23 protein-coding genes and 1 riboswitch are annotated in these 18,130 nt (G+C 67.1%); of the genes, 9 read left to right on the forward strand and 14 right to left on the reverse strand.

Annotation, left to right across the window (positions count from 1 at the left end; translation table 11 throughout):
• The first annotated feature begins 24 nt into the window (after positions 1–24).
• From D7Y13_RS22565 to D7Y13_RS22580, 4 genes are all read left to right on the forward strand, one after another.
• A complete protein-coding gene (locus tag D7Y13_RS22565; protein WP_120584455.1) occupies positions 25–753 on the forward strand; it encodes a response regulator in 729 nt (242 codons plus the stop codon).
• Between the two features lie 144 nt (positions 754–897).
• Positions 898–2,010 (forward strand): S-(hydroxymethyl)glutathione dehydrogenase/class III alcohol dehydrogenase, encoded by a 1,113-nt coding sequence (locus tag D7Y13_RS22570; RefSeq protein WP_120534532.1) that lies wholly within the window; start codon positions 898–900, stop codon positions 2,008–2,010.
• Positions 2,007–2,858 carry an S-formylglutathione hydrolase gene (gene fghA, locus D7Y13_RS22575; RefSeq protein WP_120584436.1) on the forward strand — a complete coding sequence of 284 codons (852 nt, stop codon included), beginning with the start codon at positions 2,007–2,009 and terminating at the stop codon, positions 2,856–2,858. Before D7Y13_RS22570 ends, fghA begins: the two co-directional genes overlap by 4 nt.
• Before the next feature lie 96 nt (positions 2,859–2,954).
• A complete protein-coding gene (locus tag D7Y13_RS22580; RefSeq protein WP_120534534.1) occupies positions 2,955–4,229 on the forward strand; it encodes a DEAD/DEAH box helicase in 1,275 nt (424 codons plus the stop codon).
• On the opposite strand, the gene D7Y13_RS22585 is transcribed toward D7Y13_RS22580, so the two are convergent.
• Both D7Y13_RS22585 and D7Y13_RS22590 read right to left on the reverse strand, forming a co-directional pair.
• Positions 4,223–4,711 carry an FKBP-type peptidyl-prolyl cis-trans isomerase gene (locus D7Y13_RS22585; protein ID WP_120584437.1) on the reverse strand — a complete coding sequence of 163 codons (489 nt, stop codon included), beginning with the start codon at positions 4,709–4,711 and terminating at the stop codon, positions 4,223–4,225. The two genes, D7Y13_RS22580 and D7Y13_RS22585, sit on opposite strands and share 7 nt — an antisense overlap.
• A 75-nt stretch (positions 4,712–4,786) precedes the next feature.
• Positions 4,787–5,323, reverse strand: coding sequence for a DUF2378 family protein (locus D7Y13_RS22590; RefSeq protein ID WP_120534536.1), 537 nt, complete (start codon positions 5,321–5,323; stop codon positions 4,787–4,789).
• 188 nt (positions 5,324–5,511) lie between these two features.
• Here D7Y13_RS22590 and D7Y13_RS22595 point away from each other — a divergent pair, with 188 nt between their 5' ends.
• The 3 genes from D7Y13_RS22595 to D7Y13_RS22605 are packed head-to-tail and all read left to right on the forward strand — an operon-like array spanning position 5,512 to position 7,003.
• Positions 5,512–6,051: an RNA polymerase sigma factor gene (locus D7Y13_RS22595; RefSeq protein WP_120584456.1), complete on the forward strand. Its 540-nt coding sequence runs from the start codon at positions 5,512–5,514 to the stop codon at positions 6,049–6,051.
• Positions 6,051–6,710: a DUF1109 family protein gene (locus D7Y13_RS22600; protein WP_120584438.1), complete on the forward strand. Its 660-nt coding sequence runs from the start codon at positions 6,051–6,053 to the stop codon at positions 6,708–6,710. The genes D7Y13_RS22595 and D7Y13_RS22600 overlap by 1 nt, the downstream gene beginning before the upstream one ends.
• Positions 6,707–7,003: a Carotenogenesis protein CarS gene (locus D7Y13_RS22605; protein ID WP_120584439.1), complete on the forward strand. Its 297-nt coding sequence runs from the start codon at positions 6,707–6,709 to the stop codon at positions 7,001–7,003. Before D7Y13_RS22600 ends, D7Y13_RS22605 begins: the two co-directional genes overlap by 4 nt.
• Here D7Y13_RS22605 and D7Y13_RS22610 read toward each other — a convergent pair.
• Together D7Y13_RS22610 and D7Y13_RS22615 are read right to left on the reverse strand one after the other, a co-directional pair.
• Complete coding sequence (locus tag D7Y13_RS22610) at positions 6,967–7,716, reverse strand: glutathione S-transferase (protein WP_120584440.1); 750 nt, start codon at positions 7,714–7,716, stop codon at positions 6,967–6,969. The genes D7Y13_RS22605 and D7Y13_RS22610 overlap by 37 nt on opposite strands.
• A gap of 198 nt (positions 7,717–7,914) precedes the next feature.
• Complete coding sequence (locus D7Y13_RS22615) at positions 7,915–9,036, reverse strand: HNH endonuclease (protein WP_120584441.1); 1,122 nt, start codon at positions 9,034–9,036, stop codon at positions 7,915–7,917.
• A 264-nt stretch (positions 9,037–9,300) separates the two neighbouring features.
• Here D7Y13_RS22615 and D7Y13_RS22620 point away from each other — a divergent pair, with 264 nt between their 5' ends.
• Entirely contained in the window at positions 9,301–9,699 is a 399-nt protein-coding gene (locus D7Y13_RS22620; protein ID WP_147444365.1) for a DUF3592 domain-containing protein, read from the forward strand.
• 3 nt (positions 9,700–9,702) lie between these two features.
• On the opposite strand, the gene D7Y13_RS22625 is transcribed toward D7Y13_RS22620, so the two are convergent.
• The 8 genes from D7Y13_RS22625 to D7Y13_RS22660 form a co-directional block, all read right to left on the reverse strand.
• Entirely contained in the window at positions 9,703–10,449 is a 747-nt protein-coding gene (locus tag D7Y13_RS22625; RefSeq protein ID WP_120584443.1) for a class I SAM-dependent methyltransferase, read from the reverse strand.
• A gap of 138 nt (positions 10,450–10,587) precedes the next feature.
• Complete coding sequence (locus D7Y13_RS22630; RefSeq protein ID WP_120584444.1) at positions 10,588–11,688, reverse strand: hypothetical protein; 1,101 nt, start codon at positions 11,686–11,688, stop codon at positions 10,588–10,590.
• Between the two features lie 20 nt (positions 11,689–11,708).
• On the reverse strand, positions 11,709–12,467 hold the full coding sequence (locus tag D7Y13_RS22635; protein WP_120584445.1) for a hypothetical protein: 759 nt from the start codon (positions 12,465–12,467) through the stop codon (positions 11,709–11,711).
• On the reverse strand, positions 12,464–13,081 hold the full coding sequence (locus D7Y13_RS22640) for a hypothetical protein (RefSeq protein ID WP_120584446.1): 618 nt from the start codon (positions 13,079–13,081) through the stop codon (positions 12,464–12,466). The genes D7Y13_RS22635 and D7Y13_RS22640 overlap by 4 nt, the downstream gene beginning before the upstream one ends.
• Before the next feature lie 38 nt (positions 13,082–13,119).
• A complete protein-coding gene (locus D7Y13_RS22645) occupies positions 13,120–14,157 on the reverse strand; it encodes an AHH domain-containing protein (protein ID WP_158620412.1) in 1,038 nt (345 codons plus the stop codon).
• Between the two features lie 70 nt (positions 14,158–14,227).
• Positions 14,228–14,554, reverse strand: a complete 327-nt coding sequence (gene sugE / locus D7Y13_RS22650; protein ID WP_120584448.1) for a quaternary ammonium compound efflux SMR transporter SugE — start codon at positions 14,552–14,554, stop codon at positions 14,228–14,230.
• A gap of 17 nt (positions 14,555–14,571) precedes the next feature.
• Positions 14,572–14,629, reverse strand: a riboswitch (guanidine-III (ykkC-III) riboswitch).
• A gap of 51 nt (positions 14,630–14,680) precedes the next feature.
• Positions 14,681–15,196 (reverse strand): hypothetical protein, encoded by a 516-nt coding sequence (locus D7Y13_RS22655; protein ID WP_147444366.1) that lies wholly within the window; start codon positions 15,194–15,196, stop codon positions 14,681–14,683.
• 108 nt (positions 15,197–15,304) lie between these two features.
• Positions 15,305–15,949 carry a carboxylesterase family protein gene (locus tag D7Y13_RS22660; RefSeq protein ID WP_233595695.1) on the reverse strand — a complete coding sequence of 215 codons (645 nt, stop codon included), beginning with the start codon at positions 15,947–15,949 and terminating at the stop codon, positions 15,305–15,307.
• Between the two features lie 230 nt (positions 15,950–16,179).
• Here D7Y13_RS22660 and D7Y13_RS22665 point away from each other — a divergent pair, with 230 nt between their 5' ends.
• Positions 16,180–16,947: a polysaccharide lyase family 20 protein gene (locus D7Y13_RS22665; RefSeq protein ID WP_120534549.1), complete on the forward strand. Its 768-nt coding sequence runs from the start codon at positions 16,180–16,182 to the stop codon at positions 16,945–16,947.
• A 7-nt stretch (positions 16,948–16,954) separates the two neighbouring features.
• On the opposite strand, the gene D7Y13_RS22670 is transcribed toward D7Y13_RS22665, so the two are convergent.
• Positions 16,955–17,641 carry a hypothetical protein gene (locus D7Y13_RS22670; RefSeq protein ID WP_147444367.1) on the reverse strand — a complete coding sequence of 229 codons (687 nt, stop codon included), beginning with the start codon at positions 17,639–17,641 and terminating at the stop codon, positions 16,955–16,957.
• A gap of 21 nt (positions 17,642–17,662) precedes the next feature.
• Positions 17,663–17,872, reverse strand: a complete 210-nt coding sequence (locus D7Y13_RS48115; RefSeq protein WP_233595696.1) for a hypothetical protein — start codon at positions 17,870–17,872, stop codon at positions 17,663–17,665.
• Positions 17,873–18,130: the final 258 nt, after the last annotated feature.

Below are 18,130 nucleotides of genomic sequence, written 5' to 3' on the forward strand. Positions count from 1 at the left end.
GACCCGACCCCTGCCGCCGCCCCCCTGCCCATCCGCGTGTTCGTCGTGGAGGACCAGACCAAGATCCTGAAGAACCAGCTCCGTCTCTTCGAGGGCCACCCGGACATCGACATCGTGGGCACCGCCCTGTCCGGCGAGGCCGCGATGGAGGAGGTGGAGCGCGCGGCGCCGGACGTGCTGCTGCTGGACCTGGGGCTGCCGCGCATGAGCGGCATCGACGTCACGCGCGAGGTGAAGGCGCGCTTTCCGAAGATGGAGATCCTGATCTTCACCATCTTCGACGAGGAGGACAAAGTCCTGGAGGCCGTGAAGGCGGGCGCGTCCGGCTACCTGCTCAAGGGCGCGACGGTGGACAAGATCGTCGAGGCCATCAAGGAGGTCCGCGCCGGAGGCACCGTCATCCAGCCGAACCTCGCGCGGCGCCTGCTGCGCCACTTCCGCGTGGAGCCGGACTCCAGCCCCGTGCCCACCGAACCGCTGGCGGTGGCGCCCTCCGCCGTCGATCCCGCCCCGGCTCAAGCCCTCCAGGACACCTCCGCGCAGGAACCCCTGCTCAAGCCCCTGTCGGATCGCGAGCGCGAAATCCTCCAGCTCATCGCCAAGGGTGTGTCCAACAGCGAGGCGGCCCGGTTGCTCACCCTGTCCAAGGCCACCATCCGCACGCACCTGGAGCACATCTACCGGAAGCTGGAGGTCACGAACCGCGTGGAGGCCGTCACCGAGGGCATCCGCAAGGGCCTCATCTCCGTGTAGCTGCGGGCACACGTGTATCGAGCGCCCGCACGCGCAGGGTCCGGGCGCGGACGCTCGATGCGTGGAGTCCCCACTTTTCACAGCCGGATCCGCGCGTGGCTTCTACAGTGGGGACGCTTCGTTCCCCATTCCTGGAGCCCCACCATGGACGTCCGCGCCGCCGTCGCCTTCGAGGCCGGCAAGCCCCTGAGCATCGAAACCGTGCACCTGGAGGGCCCCAAGGCGGGCGAGGTGCTCATCGAACTGAAGGCCACCGGCCTGTGCCACACGGACGAGTTCACCCGCTCCGGCGCGGACCCCGAAGGCCTGTTCCCCGCCATCTTCGGCCACGAGGGCGCGGGCATCGTGGTGGACGTGGGCGCGGGCGTCACCAGCGTGAAGAAGGGCGACCACGTCATCCCGCTCTACACGCCGGAGTGCCGCGGCTGTAAGTCGTGCCTGTCCCAGAAGACGAACCTGTGCACGGCCATCCGCGCCACGCAGGGCAAGGGCCTGATGCCGGACGGCACCAGCCGCTTCCGCCTGGGCAAGCAGGCCATCCACCACTACATGGGCTGCTCCACGTTCGCGAACTACACGGTGCTGCCGGAGATCGCCGTGGCGAAGATCCGCGAGGACGCCCCCTTCGACAAGGTCTGCTACATCGGCTGCGGCGTCACCACGGGCGTGGGCGCCGTCGTCTACACCGCGAAGGTGGAGGCCGGCGCGAAGGTCGTCGTCTTCGGCCTGGGCGGCATCGGCCTCAATGTCGTGCAGGCCGCGCGCATGGTGGGCGCCGACATGATCGTCGGCGTGGACCTGAACCCCGCGCGCAAGGAGATCGCTGAGAAGTTCGGCCTCACCCACTTCGTCAACCCGAAGGACGTGGAGGGCGACCTCGTCCCGTACCTGGTCAACCTCACCGGCGGCGGCGCGGACTACAGCTTCGAGTGCATCGGCAACGTGAAGACCATGCGCCAGGCGCTGGAGTGCTGCCACCGCGGCTGGGGCGAGAGCATCATCATCGGCGTTGCCGGCGCGGGGCAGGAGATCAGCACCCGGCCGTTCCAGCTCGTCACCGGGCGCGTGTGGAAGGGCAGCGCCTTCGGCGGCGCGCGCGGCCGCACCGACGTGCCCAAGATCGTCGACTGGTACATGGACGGGAAGATCCAGGTGGACCCGCTCATCACCCACACGCTCAAGCTGGAGGACATCAACCACGGCTTCGAGCTGATGCACAAAGGCGAGTCCATCCGCAGCGTGGTGAAGTACGGATGAGCACCGCCCCCACGCTGGTCAGCGAGCACGCGTGCTTCGGGGGGACGCAGTCCTTCTGGAAGCACCCGTCCGAAGCCTGCGGCGGCGAGATGCGCTTCAGCGTCTTCACCCCGCCCCAGGCGAAACACGGCAAGGTGCCCGTCCTGTACTACCTGGCGGGCCTCACCTGCACCGAGGAGACCTTTCCCGCCAAGGGCGGCGCGCAGCGCGTGGCGGCCGAGCTGGGCTTGATGCTCGTGGCGCCGGACACCAGTCCTCGCGGCGCGGGCATCCCGGGCGAGGACACCGACTGGGACTTCGGCACCGGCGCGGGCTTCTACCTGGACGCCACCCAGGCGCCGTGGAGCGCGCGCTACCGGATGGGCACGTACATCACGAAGGAGCTGCCCGGCCTCATCGGCGCGCACTTCCCCGCGCGCATGGACCGCGAGGGCATCTTCGGCCACTCCATGGGAGGGCACGGCGCGCTCGTCACGGCGCTGCGCGACCCCGGCCGCTACCGCTCCGTGTCCGCGTTCGCCCCCATTGGCGCCCCCATCCGCAGCCCCTGGGGCAAGAAGGCCTTTGGCGGCTACCTGGGCCCGGATGAGCAGACGTGGCGCGAGTACGACGCCACCGAGCTGCTCCGCTCCGGCAAGCGCGTGCCGGCGCTGCTGGTGGACCAGGGCACGAAGGACAAGTTCCTGCCGGATCAGCTCCACCCGTCCCTCCTCAAGGAAGCCTGCGACGCGGTGGGCCAGCCCCTCACGCTGCGGATGCAGGAGGGCTACGACCACGGCTACTACTTCGTCTCCACGTTCATGGAGGACCACCTGCGCCACCACGGCGCGGCCCTGAACGCGGCCTGAAAAGGCACCCCGGCGCGCCCCAGACAGGCCTGGGGCGCGCCTGCTTGTGTGTCAATCCCCTTCCCTCCCCGGCCCGGACGTGGGAGGCGTGGGGGCATGAGTGCCACTTTCAAGTCCCTGGGCCTGTCTCCCGAAACGCTGGGTGCCGTGAAGCGCGCCCGCTTCGGTACCCCCACGCCCATCCAGGCGCAGGCCATTCCTCCCGCGCTGTCCGGCCGTGACGTCATCGGCTGCGCCGCCACCGGCACCGGCAAGACGGCCGCCTACCTGCTCCCCATGATTGAGCGCTTCGCCGGGGAGCGCGGCACGCTGGGCCTCATCCTCGCCCCCACGCGCGAGTTGGTGCAGCAGGTGGCGGAGCAGGCCCGCTTCTTCGGCGAGCCCCGGCGCGTGCTGCCCATCACCATCATCGGCGGCGAGGACATGAACGCCCAGGTGGCGGAGCTGAAGGAGCGCCCCACCCTCATCGTCGCCACCCCGGGCCGGCTGGTGGACCTGCTGGGCATCAAGGCCGTGAACCTGTCGCACATCCGCACGCTGGTGCTGGATGAGGCGGACCGGATGCTGGACATGGGCTTCCTGCCGCAGATCAACCAGATCCTCCAGGCGCTGCCGCGCAAGCACCAGACGCTGCTGTTCTCCGCGACGCTGGGCGCGGACGTGGCCCGCTTCGGTCAGCGCGCGCTCAACAAGCCCGTGCGCGTGGAGGTGACCCCCAGCGGGACGCCCGCGCCGCGCGCGGATCAGCACCTGTACATGGTGAAGCCGGAGGAGAAGTGGCCCCTGCTCCTCACGCTGCTCGCCGAGGATGAGGCGAGCGCGCTCGTGTTCGTGCGCACCCAGGCCCGCGCGGACAAGATGAAGGAGCTGCTCGCCGCCGCGGGCCACAAGTCCGCCGCGCTGCACGCGGGCCGCACGCAGGCCCAGCGCCGTCAGGCGCTGGAGGGCTTCCGCCGGGGCCAGTACCGCTGCCTCGTGGCCACCGACCTCGCCGCGCGCGGCCTGGACGTGGACGACATCGGCCACGTCATCAGCCTGGACATCCCGCATGGGCCGGAGGACTACGTGCACCGCATCGGCCGCACCGCTCGCGCGGAGGCCAGTGGACGGGCGTCACTCTTCGCGCTGGACGTGGAGCGCCGCACCCTGCGCGACATCGAAAGCATCATCCGCCAGGAGCTGCCCCTCGCGGAGGTGCCTCGCAAGAACCCCATCTTCCGCAAGGAGATGGAGGCGTTCCTCGCGAAGCAGCGCGACCCGGGTCCTCCCCAGGCCGACCATGGCCGCTCCACCCGGGCCCCGGATGCGACGCCCGGGCGCCATGCCCGCTCCCACGGTAAGGCCCGACCGAAGGGCCCCGCCGGTCAGTGATCGTGGTCGTCGTCCGAGCCGTGCGCGTGCCCGTGCTCGAGTTCCTCGGGCGTGGCCGCGCGCACTTCCTTGATGGTGACCTCGAAGTGCAGCTCCTTGCCGGCGAAGGGGTGGTTGAAGTCCACCAGCACGGTGTCCTTCTTCACTTCCTTCACCAGGAAGTCGACCTCGTCCCCGTCCGGATCCGTGGCGCTCAGGATGCCGCCGGCCTTGATCTCCAGGTCCTCGGGGAACTCGGTGCGCGGCACCTCCTCCACGCCTTCCGGGTCGTAGTCCCCGTAGCCGTCCGCCGCGGAGACGGTCGCCTTCAGCGTCTCACCGGCCGCCTTGCCCTCCAGGGCCTTCTCCAGGCCGGGGACGATCTCCTCGTAGCCGTGCAGGTAGACGAGCGGATCTCCCGCCTCGCTCTCATCCACCACCACCCCGTCGCCGAGGTGCAGTTTGTAATCAATGGCGACAACGCTGTCCTTGCCGATTTTCATGGGGCCCTCATAGCGCATTCAGCCATGCCTCGGTGGAAGGATGATGCCCACCGTTACCGCGTGCACACCGACGTCCTACCAACGGATGCGCAGCTCGAAGCGGCCCGTGCCGGTGTCGCTTTCCAGCACCACCGTGGGACTCGCCGCCCCGGACTGACGCAGGGCCTCTTCACAGCACCCCGCCGCCGCTTCCGCCGGGAAGGGGTAGCCCTGGAACGTCACCCGCCAGTCCTTCTTGGCCAGCTCCGTGGACTGGATCTCCACCGGCTCCATCACCGAACGGAAGCTCAGCGCCACCCGCTTCATCGCGCGCTCGGGGCCGGCCACCTTCAGGGCCACGTTCACCACCTTGCCCACCAGCGTCTCGAAGAAGCCGCGCACCAGGTCGCGCCCCATCTGCCGCAGGGCCTCCTGGGGCAGCCGGCCCGCGTAGGCGGTCGCGAGCACCAGGTTCTGGCACCGCAGGAACACCGACGCCGGATAGGAGGCGCGGGGCCGGTCCGGATCGTACCCGGCCGCCGCCAGCCGCTCCCGCAGCGACGAGTCCAGGCGGACGCAGCGCAGGAGCGACTCGAACAACGTGTTCTGGATGACGACCTCGGCCGGGGACATGTGCGCTCGAAGTGTGAAAACGCGAGGAGACCGGAAAGACGCGCGACACTAGCCGGTCGCTTCGGGGAAAGGATCCCCCTGCCGAAGGCTTCCCAGGGGCCAGTGGTTTCAAGCCCTTGGAAGTCCTGGAGCATCAACCGTCCACGTCCGGAAACGAATTCCGGGAAGGGCCGTCCGTGAGCCAGACGATGGGGAGCGTCACGGACGAAGCGCTCATGGACCTGTTCTGTCAGGGAGATCACTCGGCGTTCGAGGCGCTCTTCGCCCGACACGCCGGACGTGTGCACGGCTTCCTTGCGCGCATGGTGAGGAACGGACCGCTGGCGGAGGACCTCTTGCAGACGACATTCCTGTCGGTCATCCGCGCGCGGGGACGCTACGAGCCGGGCACGCGCTTCACCCCCTGGCTGCTCACCATCGCGGCGAACGCGGCCCGCGATGCCCTGAGGCACCAGCAGCACGTGGATGCCCACGCGCACGCGGCCCCGGAGGGCGCCACGTCGGTGCCGGCGCCCGAGGGCGACCCGGCGCTGCGCCGGCGCATCGAGGACGCGCTCCAGCAGCTCCCCGTGGAGCAGCGGGAGGCGGTGGTGCTGAGCAAGCTGGAGGGCTGGTCCTTCGAGGAGATTGCTCAACTGCGTGGCATCCGCGCGGGCGCGGCCCGGCTGCGGGCGCACCGGGGCTACGAGAAGCTGCGCGAGTTGCTCGGCGGGCTGGAGGACGCCTGATGCCCGGCCCTTCCGACCCGCTGTCCTCGCCCCCGCCCCGGTTGGATCCGCGGGCCCTGGAGCGCGCGCTCGCGGCGTCCCGCGCGGAGCTGTCGCTGCGGCAGCCGGTGCGGCGCTGGCGTTCGCAGGCGGTGGGGTTGTTCGCCGCGGCCGCGGGCATGGCGCTGGCGGTGACGGGCGTGCTCCTGGCGCTGGGACAGGCCTCGGGTCCGGCGCTGCTGGGCCGCGCGCCGATGCTGGCGCTCCTGCTGTCCACGAGCGCGGTGTGTTCGTGGGGGGCGCTCGCGCCGCGTCGGCGTCCGCTGCGGTGGGTGGGCGTGGGGATGGCGGCGGTAAGCGCGGCGCTGCTGGTGCTCACCCGGGCGGCGCCCCTGGGCCCGTCCGCCCTTCCCGCCTGGGTCTGCACCGCGGGGCATGTGGCGATGGCGCTGGTGCCGGTGGTCGTGGCGCTGGGGGTGCTGCGCCAGGCGGCCTTCGATCCGCTGCGCGCGGTGGTGGCGGGACTTGCCGCGGGCACGGTGGGCGCGTTCGTGGGCGAGCTGGCCTGCGAACAGGGCGCTGGACACGTGGCCGCGTATCACCTGGGCGCCTGGGCGCTCCTGGCCCTGATGACCTGGGCCCTGTCGAAACGACTCAAACCCCGGACCTACGCTCCATGAAGCATGACCCTTCGCTCATTCTGACGGAAGACGTGGACGGCGCGCCGGTGCGCATTGGCGCGGCGGTGATGATCGTCCGCACGGAGCCGGACGATCCCATCACGGAGCGGTTCCTGGACCGCGTGGGCGTCGTCGTGGCGCTCGTATTCGACGATCCGCCCCGGCAGTACCCCTCGGATCCGCTCATCCAGGTGCGCGTGCACGGCGTGGGCGAGGACCTGTTCTTCGCCCGCGAGGTCGCCGCCGTGCCCCAGGGTCACTTCATCGCGTTCGGTTCGTCCAGCTCCGCGTAGTGGCGGAAGATGCCCTTCGGGTTGAAGGGCTGGGCGCGCTGGGAGGCCTTGTACGCGGCGATGCGAGGGCGCTCCGCGATGCGCTGACGCAGGGCCATCACGCCGGGCACCTGTGGGGCGATGCTCCGCATTGCATTCGGGAACGCGTAGAGCAGGCCCTCCACGAGCTGGAACAGTGCCAGCTCCGGATAGGTGAAGTCCCCGCCGAGCAGATACCTGCCGCCGCCCCGCGTGTTCGCCTTCAGCACGCGCTCGAAATAGCCCAGGTACTTCGGAATGCGTTCGGCGCGGAAGACCTGGGCGCGGGCCTTCGCGGGCTCCTTCTGTTCTTCATAGGTCTTCATCACCGCGATGGGGTGGTGCGTGTCGTGCGCCTCCAGCACCACGTCCGCGACGGTGAGCTGGAATTGGCGCGCATGCAGCCGGGCGGCTTCGTCCGGGGGCACCAGACCGAAGCGCTCGCCCAGGTAGGAGCAGATGTTGGGAGCCTGGGCGATGACGAGGTCGCCCACCTTGAGCACTGGCGGCGCGTACGCGGGGACGGCCCCCTTGCCCAACATGTCCATGATGGCCCTGGCGCCGCCGCCCTGCGACTCCGGCAGCAGGCCCACGTCCACCCAGTCCGCGCCCGCCTCCTCCAGCACCAGCCGGACGAACTCGCCCCGGCCCGGGAGGCCCGGCCAGTAGAACAGCTCGAACTTCGCGTCGCTCATCGTCGTGTCCTCGCGTGGGGAGCCGGCGCGCATCCTCCGCCCGCAGGGTCCTGGTCACGGAAGGACCGTGTCGAGCGAGGATTCACTCCCCCACAGTCCGGCACGGGTGGGATGTCGGAAACCGCCACTTGTCTCCGCAAACCTGTGCCCGCCATGGGGCATGGTTTCGAATGCCCTTTCGTCACCAGTCCTCAGCCTTCATCCAAGAGGAGGAATCGGCCCCAAGAACACGTGCGCCCTGTGGTGGGCAAGGTAAGCAAGGTGCCTGGGGTCCACCGAGAGCCGCGGAAGTGCCCCCTCGAGTCCGAATACGTCGCGCTCCGCTGCACCAAGCGCCTGCGCCAAGAGGAGTTCTCCTTCGTCAGTGAAGCTGATGTAGCCCTGGTCGAAGAGCGTGTCGAAGTGAACGGCCAAAAGCAGTCCGTTGAAGGGATCCAACCGCTCGCGATCGGTGCTCTTACTCCAGGGTTTGATGTGAGAAGCCCGCAGCAACTCTGGAATTTGAATGCGGGTCAGTGGGCAAGTCCCGGCCCAGTACTCGATCAAGTCAGCCCTGAAACGCCCCTGGCCTACGCGAGCCTTGTGAAGCTGCTGCTTTTCAGTCGTTGGATCCTCAAGAGGAGTTGCCGCCTGAAAAAACCCGTCGTCTGCGGTTATTGCATCAAGAGCATGGACCAACTTGCGCAGCGCCGCGGAATCTACGACGTCGAAATCAAGCCCGTACGGAACGGCCTCTGTCCCGCCTTCGTCACGGCGCGGAAACCGCGACATCGAGGGGTCGTGGTAGAAGCTGAGAATTGGTTCTCTGACGACGCCAGGGATGGCGCAGAGCCTCGAATAGTTCAGCTCAAAATCTGGCTGAATCACGATCCGCTGGTGAGCTGTCAGCCGTTTCACATAGATGACCAGGGCTCGTCGCTGTAGCTCATGAAGGTCCTTGCGCGGAGTGGTCGAAGAGAAGCCAATCCTCTCCAGTTCAGCCACGATCGCATCAGCGCCAAGCTCTCTGAGGCCGTCCTCGTCACCGCTCCGGTTTGAGCGCAGGGACAGATAGTCGGCGTAACACTTGAGCGCGACCCGTATGTCTGCGACTACTTTCCGGTTCAGCTTGTTGGCCACCACATGGTCGCCACCGAGCTGCTCGGCTAGCGTGCGCAGGCTATCGGGACTCGCGCCCTCCACTTGCTGCTGGGTCAGCCGTTCAATGCGGCGCAGACGCGAGGGGTAATCTCCGGATGCTCCGGCACCGAGCGGAGCCCCTGTGGTGGGCGAAACGTACTCAGTGGCCAGATAGATTTTGAAATCTCGGAGCGATGACATGGAGGTATCTTGCGACAGCGCATCGCCGCCCTGCAAAGAAGGTGCAGATCGGGGGCCTGATAGGGCCGTCCCTGTGCCAATCGTCACGCCCAAACAGGCTCACCACCGGGCTGACCGCGCCTGCGTTACTGACACGCGCTAGGATGCCGGTTCATGCCCTGGGGCCCGGCAGGGCGCTCCGGGCAGCCACCACCGGAGAGCCCAGCTGTGAGCGTCAGTCCGTTCAGGCGTTGGGTTGCCATCGTATTTCTGGGGGCCTTCGCGGTGGGCCTGCTCGTCGCCTCCTTCGTGCTGAGCCGGGACGCCTTCGACGTCCAGGCCCACGCCGTGAATGTGTCGGGCGCCATCAGCGGCCACGAAGAAGACCGGTGCAGCGGCAAGGACCGCAACAATCGCAGGTACTATTACCCCTGCTTCAAATACCGCGTGAGCTACGAGGCGGAGGGCGCCACGCGGGAGGCCGTGGTCGAGCAAACGCGCTCGGACCGGCCGGACCGGATGGGTGAGCAGGTGGAATTGCGCCTGGACCCGCGTACACAGACGATGTTCTTCGCCGGCGCGAGCGGCCCGTGGCGGGTCCCCGTCATGGCGGGGCTCTTGGGCCTCCTCTGCCTGGCAGGCGCCTTCCTGCTCTTCAAGCTCACCTCACTCCGGGACGGATGACGCCTACCGGGGCAGCCGTGCCCACGCGCCGAAGACCATCTCCCCAATGTACGTCGCATCCGCCTGCGTCCGCTCCTCGATAAGGCGCGCATCGATCGTGTCGATGCCCAGCTCCTCCTCCGTGGCCACGCCCCGCTCCAGGATGCGGGGAAGCATCGCGCGCAGGATGGCGCCCACGGGATGGTGCATCGCCGGGGTCTGCACGATGGCCTCGGCCCGGACTTGCTCCACCGTGAGGCCCGCCCGCGTGAGCGCGGATGCGAGGCCGAAGCCCATGTGCACATTGCCACCCTCACGTTCGACGGTGCGCCACATCCAGGCACGCACCTTTTCGTGAAGCGGCAGGGGCGTGAGGCTCGTCGGTGCCACCGTCGAATCGTGCTCCTGGAATGCCATCAAGCCACGAGGTCGCAGGACACGGGCGAGGCCGCGGAGGGCCTCGACTGCATCCGGCTGGTACATCAGCACCCGTCTTCCAACTGCGGCGTCGAACAGGCCGTGCTCGGACGAGAGCGAACGGAAGTCGCCCTCCACGAAGGTGATGCGCGCGTCCTGGACCGTCTCCCGCGCCACCGCGAGCGAACGTGAATCGATGTCCACGCCCACCACCTGTCCCCGTGCCCCCACGAGGCGCGCGAGGAGCAACGAGACCAGGCCCCTCCCGCAGCCGACATCGAGCACGCGCATCCCTTCGCGAATGCCCGCGTCGATCAACAAGCGCTCCGTCACCGCTGTCGCCAGATCCGCCATCGTTCCGCTCCTTGCCGTCTTCCCTCTGTAGAAGGGCAACGTGATGATGCGAAGAGCGGCAATCAGGAAGGCATCGGCTGATCTTTCGATCCGGCCCGGCGACAGGCAGGTGCGTCACGGTCCGATATGCGCTCAGGTTCAATCGCTCCTGCGCGCCACCCTCTCGGAACGGTCACCCTGGACCACGAGGGCCGAGGCGACCTCACCCGAGTCCGAACTGGACCAGACGAGCACTTCCGCCCCCTTGGCGTAACCGCGAACGAAGGAACGCGCGGCGGCGGCAATCGCGATGGCCCCACTCGCCGAACCCGTGTCGCCCAGCGATATCGCGGGACACCGGGGAGCAACCGGCAGGTCATGCGTGCCCGACAGGCGCACGAGCGCACTCCCCCACTCCCGCGCGCGGGAGTCCTCCCCGTTCAGGTCTCCATAGGCTTCAGGAACCACCTGGCGGGACGCGAGGGTCCGAGTCAGGACTCCCGCCAACCCCAACCCCGAACCGGATTTTCGACGTTCCCGACTGTCGGGCTCCACGCCAACGTGGACTGCATCGATGAAGGCCTCCATCCGTGCGCCGCGACGACGCGCCTCGACCTCGCCCTCCAGCAGGAGCGCCACCGCGGCCTGCCCTGGCATCAGTCCCACGGGTCGCTCCGGCGTCTTGAGCATCCCCCGTTGTGCCAGCCACATGACGTCGTCACCGCCCACGAGGCTGTCCACGGCCAGGAGGATGACGCGCTTCACCCCACCATCGAAAAGCACCTGCCCGGACGCGTGGATCGCCTCCAGCACCGAAGCGTGGCCGGACATGAAACTGCGTCCCTGCCCGGAAACACCAGGAAGCTCCAGTTCCGCCAGGACCGCCGGAACGAGCCGCTTTCTCAACAGCTCCTCGAAGGGAATCCCCAGGTCCTCCATGCGCGGGCGCGAGAGGCAGTGGAAGACCGCTGTCGAAGCCCAGAACGCCCTGTCCTGTCGGTCCAGCCCTGCATACCGGACGAGGTCACTCAAGGCATGCGCCGCCATGAGGGTGTAGAGGCCAAGACCTTCGAACCCGTTCGTGAGGCCCTGAAGCGGATGCCCCACGACACGCACCACCCCCTCCTCTTCATCCTCCGAGTAGACGTCGAAGCGCAGCGGTGCCGGACGCGCAATGCCGCAACGAAGCGCCGCGCACGAAGAGACGACGTCATCCCCCAAGGTGCTGAGCATTCCCATGCCGGTAAGGGCCAGCCGCATGACCGACTCCAGTTCGTCGCTCAACCCACGGAGGGTGACGGCAACACCTGCGTGAGGTCCCGCAGGATGGACGCGGGGATGAAGTCGCACCGCCCCTGGGCCTTCAGTCCCCGCAGCCGGGCCAGCCTCACGAGCGCCGCACCCTCGATGAACACCTGGGCCTCCGTGTGGTCATGGTAGGGGTCCACCGGACGGGTCTCCCGGTCCTGCTCGATGGCGATACGCCAGTCATCCGTCAGCGTCCGCAGCGAATCCTCGAAGGCCCGCTCATCCGCCCGGAGCACGGCATCGACAGCGCGCAGGCGGGCTGTGCCCTCGGCCTCCAGCAGTGCCGCCAGCTTTCGCGCAGCTCCGGGATCCACCTTCCCGTCGATGAGCGCGGGGAGGAGCTTGAAGAAGAGAAAGGCCTCCTCCTCTTCCACGTCGGACCACCACGTCGCTGGCATCGCGCCGTCAATGTCCCGGGCCAGGTCCCAGGCGCCAAGGCAAAGCGCATCCAGCAGGGGAACGCCCCGGCTTCGCGCCAGGAGGGAGCGAGGGCCTTCCGCGCCTGGCTCCTGCATGCGCAGAAGCATCAGATACGTCTCCGCGCTGCTGAAGAGGTTCTCCGCGAACTCACGCACGTCGTGGTGGGCCAGCAGATGACCGATGCCAATGCGCCGGTAGAGGGTACTGAGTTCGAGCAGCTTCGATGGCTCCGGCTCCGAAAGCTGATCCAGGTGCCGCACCAGCAGGGTGCCCAGATTCCGGAGGGTGAACTCCAGTGATTTGAGGCTCACGTCAGGAACCCTCCCAGCGGCAGCACCGCCAGCCCACTGTCGAGGCCCTGGGCCTTGAGTGCGTCCAACAGGTCGGAGCGGATGAGCTTCACATCCGGGTATTCCGCCAGCCGGAACAGCTTCGCGTCCGCCGGAATCTGGTCCTCCCTCACCTGCAACTTCTCGATGCCGCAGATCTCCTTCACCCCGGGCGTGGTCGTTGCCTCTTCAGAAAACAGGGCGTACTCGGAGCGCTCGAAATCGAAACAGGGAAACTTCATCAGGGGATTGATCAGAAGGTATTTCTCGGGCCGGACCTTGCCCTTCTTGTCCTTGAGCACGAACGGAAGGTATTCGGCCTGCTCGCGGGTCACGCCCTCTGCTTGAAAGAGGCCACATACCTGCTCCGAAGCCAGGATGAGTCGGGTCGTCGTGTGGATGAAGTCCGTGAAGCGAGGCCCCGACTTCGCGGAGAGCGTCACCACCGTGGCCGGATGGAAGTCCATGCCAATGGGCACGCCCCAACGGGTTCGGATGGGCTTGGGGAGGTGGCGCCCGGTGAACGGTTCGGTCGCTGCGATTTCCGGGCCTGGGAAGTGCGGCAACGTGAAGTAGGAGAATCGCTTCTGGGTCATCGTGGATCTCATTCCATGACGCGGCATCATCAGACGCCCTACAGGGTCACTTCCCTATTCACAATCTGTCGATACAGGGAAAGCGACCGCAGTTCCAATTGCTCCTTCAGGCGGAGTCCCGCCTTCTTCTCAGCCTCGTGGGCATCCTCCTCGCCCACGGCGAGTTCCTCGTCGATCTGCGCGGCAATCTTCTCGATGGAGGATTCGACCTGCTCGGAGTACGCCTCATGCCCGGTCGAGCCCCAGGGGCAATGCGCCGGGAGCCCGAGGATGTCCGCGATGGTGACGTCATCCGGCAGGAGGATGACGTTCTTGTCGTTGTGGACGTTCCACTTCGACTCCATCAACACGGAGAGGCGCTGCTGGAAGGAAGTCTGTGCGTCCGGCAGGCGAAGCATGCCGTTGCGCAGCGACGTGTCCGGGATGATGTGATGGTGTTCGTGGTCATACGGGTACCACGATCCCAGCCGAGCAAGGTCGTGGTTCGGCGCGAAGCCGACGGGGGCCACCACGCCCAAGACCTGGGCTTTCAAACTCCCCGCCAATCCCAGGTACCTGGCATTGACGAAGCGAGGCTCCAGTGTGTGCCCGACCTCCCAGGCCTTGTCATTCATGGCCAGGCGCTTGAAGGCATCTGAGAACGCGTCGAAGTACCGGCTCAAGAGCTCGCTCGGGTCCAGCTTCCGCAGTGCCTCCACCTGCCTCAGCGTCACGAACCACCGGAAATGGACACGGCCCGGGAGTGTTTCTCCACTGGCCTTGGCCGCCGAACGCTCCTGGGAGAGGTCGCGCAGCCTCTTCTCCGACGCCTCTCGATGGTCCTTGAGCGATTCTTCGTATTGCTTCTTGAGTTCGCCCTGATTGCCGCGGACCTTCTCGACCCGCGCCGCGTCCGGCGTGTACTTCGCGGCACGCGCGCCCTTCGAGATCTTGAAGCTGTTGTTCTGGTAGTGGCAGGGATGCGCCTGCCAGTCGCCCTTCGGGATGTAGTGCTTCCAGATGCAGCCGCTCTCGTTGGGCTTCTTCTCGTGCTCCCGCTTGAGCTCTTTCTGGGTCTGGTAGTGCTTCGCAGCCACGGTTCCCCCCATCCAGGCCTTCTCGGATGGGAGGATATCATTGCCTGATGGGCCTTCGACTGCTGGGGCTTCAGTGCCCCCCGCTGGTCGCCTTCAATCCCACGATGGCCACCAGCAACAACCCCAGGAAGAACAGCCGGGGCACGGTAGCGGGCTCGTGGAAGAGCACCATGCCCATGACGGCCGCGCCGAAGGCCCCGATGCCCACCCAGACCGCGTAGGCCGTGCCGATGGGCAGGCTCTTCGCCGCGTAGGACAGCAGGCCCATGCTGGCGACGATTCCCGCCACGGTGAGGATGCTGGGAAGCGGCCGGGTGAACCCCTGCGTGTATTTCAGGCCAATGGCCCAGGCCACTTCCAGCAGACCGGCGATGACAAGGAGGATCCACGACGACATGACGCACGACTCCCGTGAAGGCGTCGTCTTGTCGTGACCGGGTACGGCGCACCTCGTCCGGGCTCCGAGCCCCCACCCCGGGGACTCGCACGCATCCACCACCCTACCTCCGCGAGGACGCCTTCGCTACCGGTTCTCTTGCGGCGGCGTCAGGCCCTCGACGTGCGTCTTGCCGTCCTTGTCCACGGTCAGCAGCAGGCGCGGCTTCTCCTCCGCGTCACTGACCGCCACCCTGGCGACGTCGTGGTCCACGCTCAGGGAGATGCGGTCCTTGCCCTTCACCATCAGGTAGACGGAGGGCTGCTCCTTGAAGAGCCCCAGGCACAGCGACTCGTAGCCATCCTCGGTGTCGAAGCAGAGCGCACGGGAGTTCGTCTCATCCATCATCCCGATGCCCCCCACCTCCTTCCCCTCCGCGTTCAGGAGCTGGATGCCGACGGCCTTGTACTTGCGCTTCATCCCCTGCGGGTCGGGCAGCGGTGCCCCCAGGCGGATGCGCGTCCGGCCCTGTTCGTCCACGATGTTCAGCACGCGGACGTCCAGTGAGTCGTGCACCCCACCCGGCGGCGTCTGCTGCGCGGCGGCGCAGGCGCAGAGGCCGGCGAGGAACGTCAAGACAATGCAACGCGCGGATTTCGGCATGTGGGAACTCCCTTTGCGTCAAGAGAGCCCCACTCTGCGAAGCCTGGACACCGAAAGGCAAACATGTCTGGGAACGGTCATGGCCTTGTCATGACCGCCCCTTGAAACTCAGAGCGAATGGCCCAACAGCCACGCGTAGACGTCATGCCCCGCCGAGCCATCGAACGTCCGGCCCCAGGAATCGTGCCCGACGCCCGGATAGAGCGTGAGCAGCGCCGCGGGGTTCGCGGCGGGCGAACAGGTGGTGTTCATCTGGTTCACCGGATTGATGGAGCCCCACTGGGAGACCTGGCCATCCGCCGTGCCGTGGAAGGCCCACACGGGCAGCCCTGACGCCGCCGCCGGACAGAGGTTCAGACTGGAGGCATTCCCCGCGATGGGGAGGATGGCGGCCAGCTTGTTGTAGTGCACCGCCGCGTAGGCCCAGGTCTGGATGGCGCCCGCGGAGATGCCCGTCAGGTAGATGCGGCTGGGGTCCACCCGGTAGTGCACCTTCGCGTACTCGATGATTGCGTCGATTTCCCCCACCGAGATGAACGCGTTGAAGCGCTGGGGCGCGATCAGGATGAATGGAAAATCACGTCCGTTGCGGATGAGCCGGGGCGGCGCGTTGAGGTTCATCACCTTCTCCAGCGCCGTCGCACTGCCATTGCCCACTTCGCCCGTCCCATGCAGGAAGACCACCAGCGGGAACGTTTCGGTGGGCGCGTCGTCGTAGCCCAGGGGCAGATACTCCCAGAAGCCCAAGGTCATCCCGGGCACCGTCCCATATGGACGGGCCAGGATTTCTCCCTGTGCCGCGAAGGCACCCTGCGCGGAAAATACGACCAAACCCAAGCACAACATCAGACGGCGCATCGCGGTCATGAGTCCTCCCAGGTGGAGAACCCAGCCTAACAAACCTGCCTGGGTTTTAACTTGAAAAACGAGCAAAACGAGATAGAATCAATGGCAGTGGAAAAGTCCAGAAAGGACTCCCTGCAATGAAGCTCAAGAACGTTGGCATTGCCGCGGGTGTTTCCCTGTTCGCGTTCGGCCTGGTGGCGGAGGCAGCGGAAATCTTCCGCAACACCGGCACGCTCTCCGGCTGGAACTCCATCAACCGGGAGCACAACGGCACGGTGAACGAGGTGACGAACGTTACCTACGAGGGGCCGACGGCCATCAAGGTGACGCAGATCTACGACCCCTCCTACAACGGCCGCTACCACTCAGAGGTCGTGAAGAACAACGTGTACCGGCGCGGCGACACGGGCTTCTACGGCTTCGCGTTCCGGTTGCAGGCGGACTGGCAGTTCCAGCCGCAGTCCTACAACATCGCGCAGTTCATCGCGGACTTCTCCAACACCGGCTGCGACGACTACATGCCGTCCACCATGGTGTGGCTCTCCGGCAACCAGCTCTTCACGCGCGTGAAGCAGGGCTCGGTGTGCAACCAGAAGACGGTCACCTTCGGCAACCTGGCCACGGTGACGGCCGGGGAATGGCACAAGGTCATCATCCAGGCGAAGTGGGCCAGCGACGGCACCGGCTTCTTCAAGCTCTGGTTCGACGGCACCAAGGTGCTGGAGCAGTACAACCTGAGCACCACCGTGTCCGACGACCGCTACTTCCAGTTCCGCGTCGGCCTGTACGCCAATGGCTGGTACGACAGCGGCTCCATGCAGGGCAGCCAGGGCACGCGCAGCATCTGGTTCGACGAGATCGCCGCCGGCACGACCTTCGCCGACGCCGACCCCGCGCAGTGGTAGCCGCGCGCTAGGCCTCCGGAAACGCGACCGCCGGGCCCAGGGAGGGTGGCGCGGCGGTCAGCGGCTGCTTCTCACGCCTCGCGAGCTCCCTCGCTCCCAGGAAGCCCTTGCCGAGCGCCCCGAAGATGAAGATGCGGATGACCAGCCCCGTCAGGGCGGAAATGCCCCCCACCTTCTCCGAGGTCAGCGCCACGTACAGCGTGGAGAGAGTGTCGAACGAATACAGCAGGATGGCCAGCAGCGGCGCCGCGCGCCAGCGCTTGAACATGAAGAAGCCCAGCACCGCCAGCACGCCTCCGAAGAGGAGGTTGGACGCGCTCACCGGGAGCTGCTGCCGCATCTTGCTCGTCATGACGAGCGATACCATCGCGACGCCGACGCTGAAGGCCGCCAGCCCGTAGAGCAGGAACGTGGCGGTGCGCACCTGCTGGACGGGATCCGACGCGGCGTCGGGCAGCGGCGCGCCGTTGCGCAGCACGCGCAGCTCCGGCGTCGGCACGTGAAGCAGCTGCACGTGCAGCACGCTGTCGTCCGGAAGCTTGAACTCCACGCCCTGCTCCAGTTGGAGCTTGTCGGCCACCGCGCCCACCGGCTCATCGTCCAGGGTGATCTCCAGACCCTGCCAGTTCGAGCCCCAGAGCACCGCCAGGCGCATGGGCCCGCCCTCTTCCAATGCCAGCCTCAACGAACCCATCGACGCACTCCCTTCCCCAGCTCAGAGGTGGGTGTACAGCCCCAGGAGGAGGAGAAAGAACATCACCACGTGGAACCAGCCCAGGTTGCGCGCGATCAGCGCCGGGTCGCGTCCCGCCCCGGGCGCCTTGCCGGCCTCGATGGCGTTGAGCTCCTTCTGCCCCAGCACCAGCCCGACGATGCCAGGGACAAAGCCGCAGAAGCCCACAGTGGCGAACACCAGCGACAGCATGGCCCGCCCGGAGGGCTTCCCGCTCCGGCTCAAATCCTGGCAGGAAGGACACAGCCCCTGGTTCACCCCCAACCCCTTGCGACACAGGCCGCACGTGAAGGTGCCACACCGGGTGCAGGTTCCTTCCGCGAGCGTTTCAGGGTGTCTGGGACAAAGGGCGGCGGGTGCTGCGTCCATCCCAGACACATAGCATTCCCGCCCCTGGCTCTTATACACATCTGACGCTGCCGACGAACTCTAGGGTGTAGAGCTCTGTGG

The sequence above is a fragment of the Corallococcus praedator genome, from assembly GCF_003612125.1.
GTDB classification, from domain to species: Bacteria; Myxococcota; Myxococcia; order Myxococcales; family Myxococcaceae; genus Corallococcus; species Corallococcus praedator.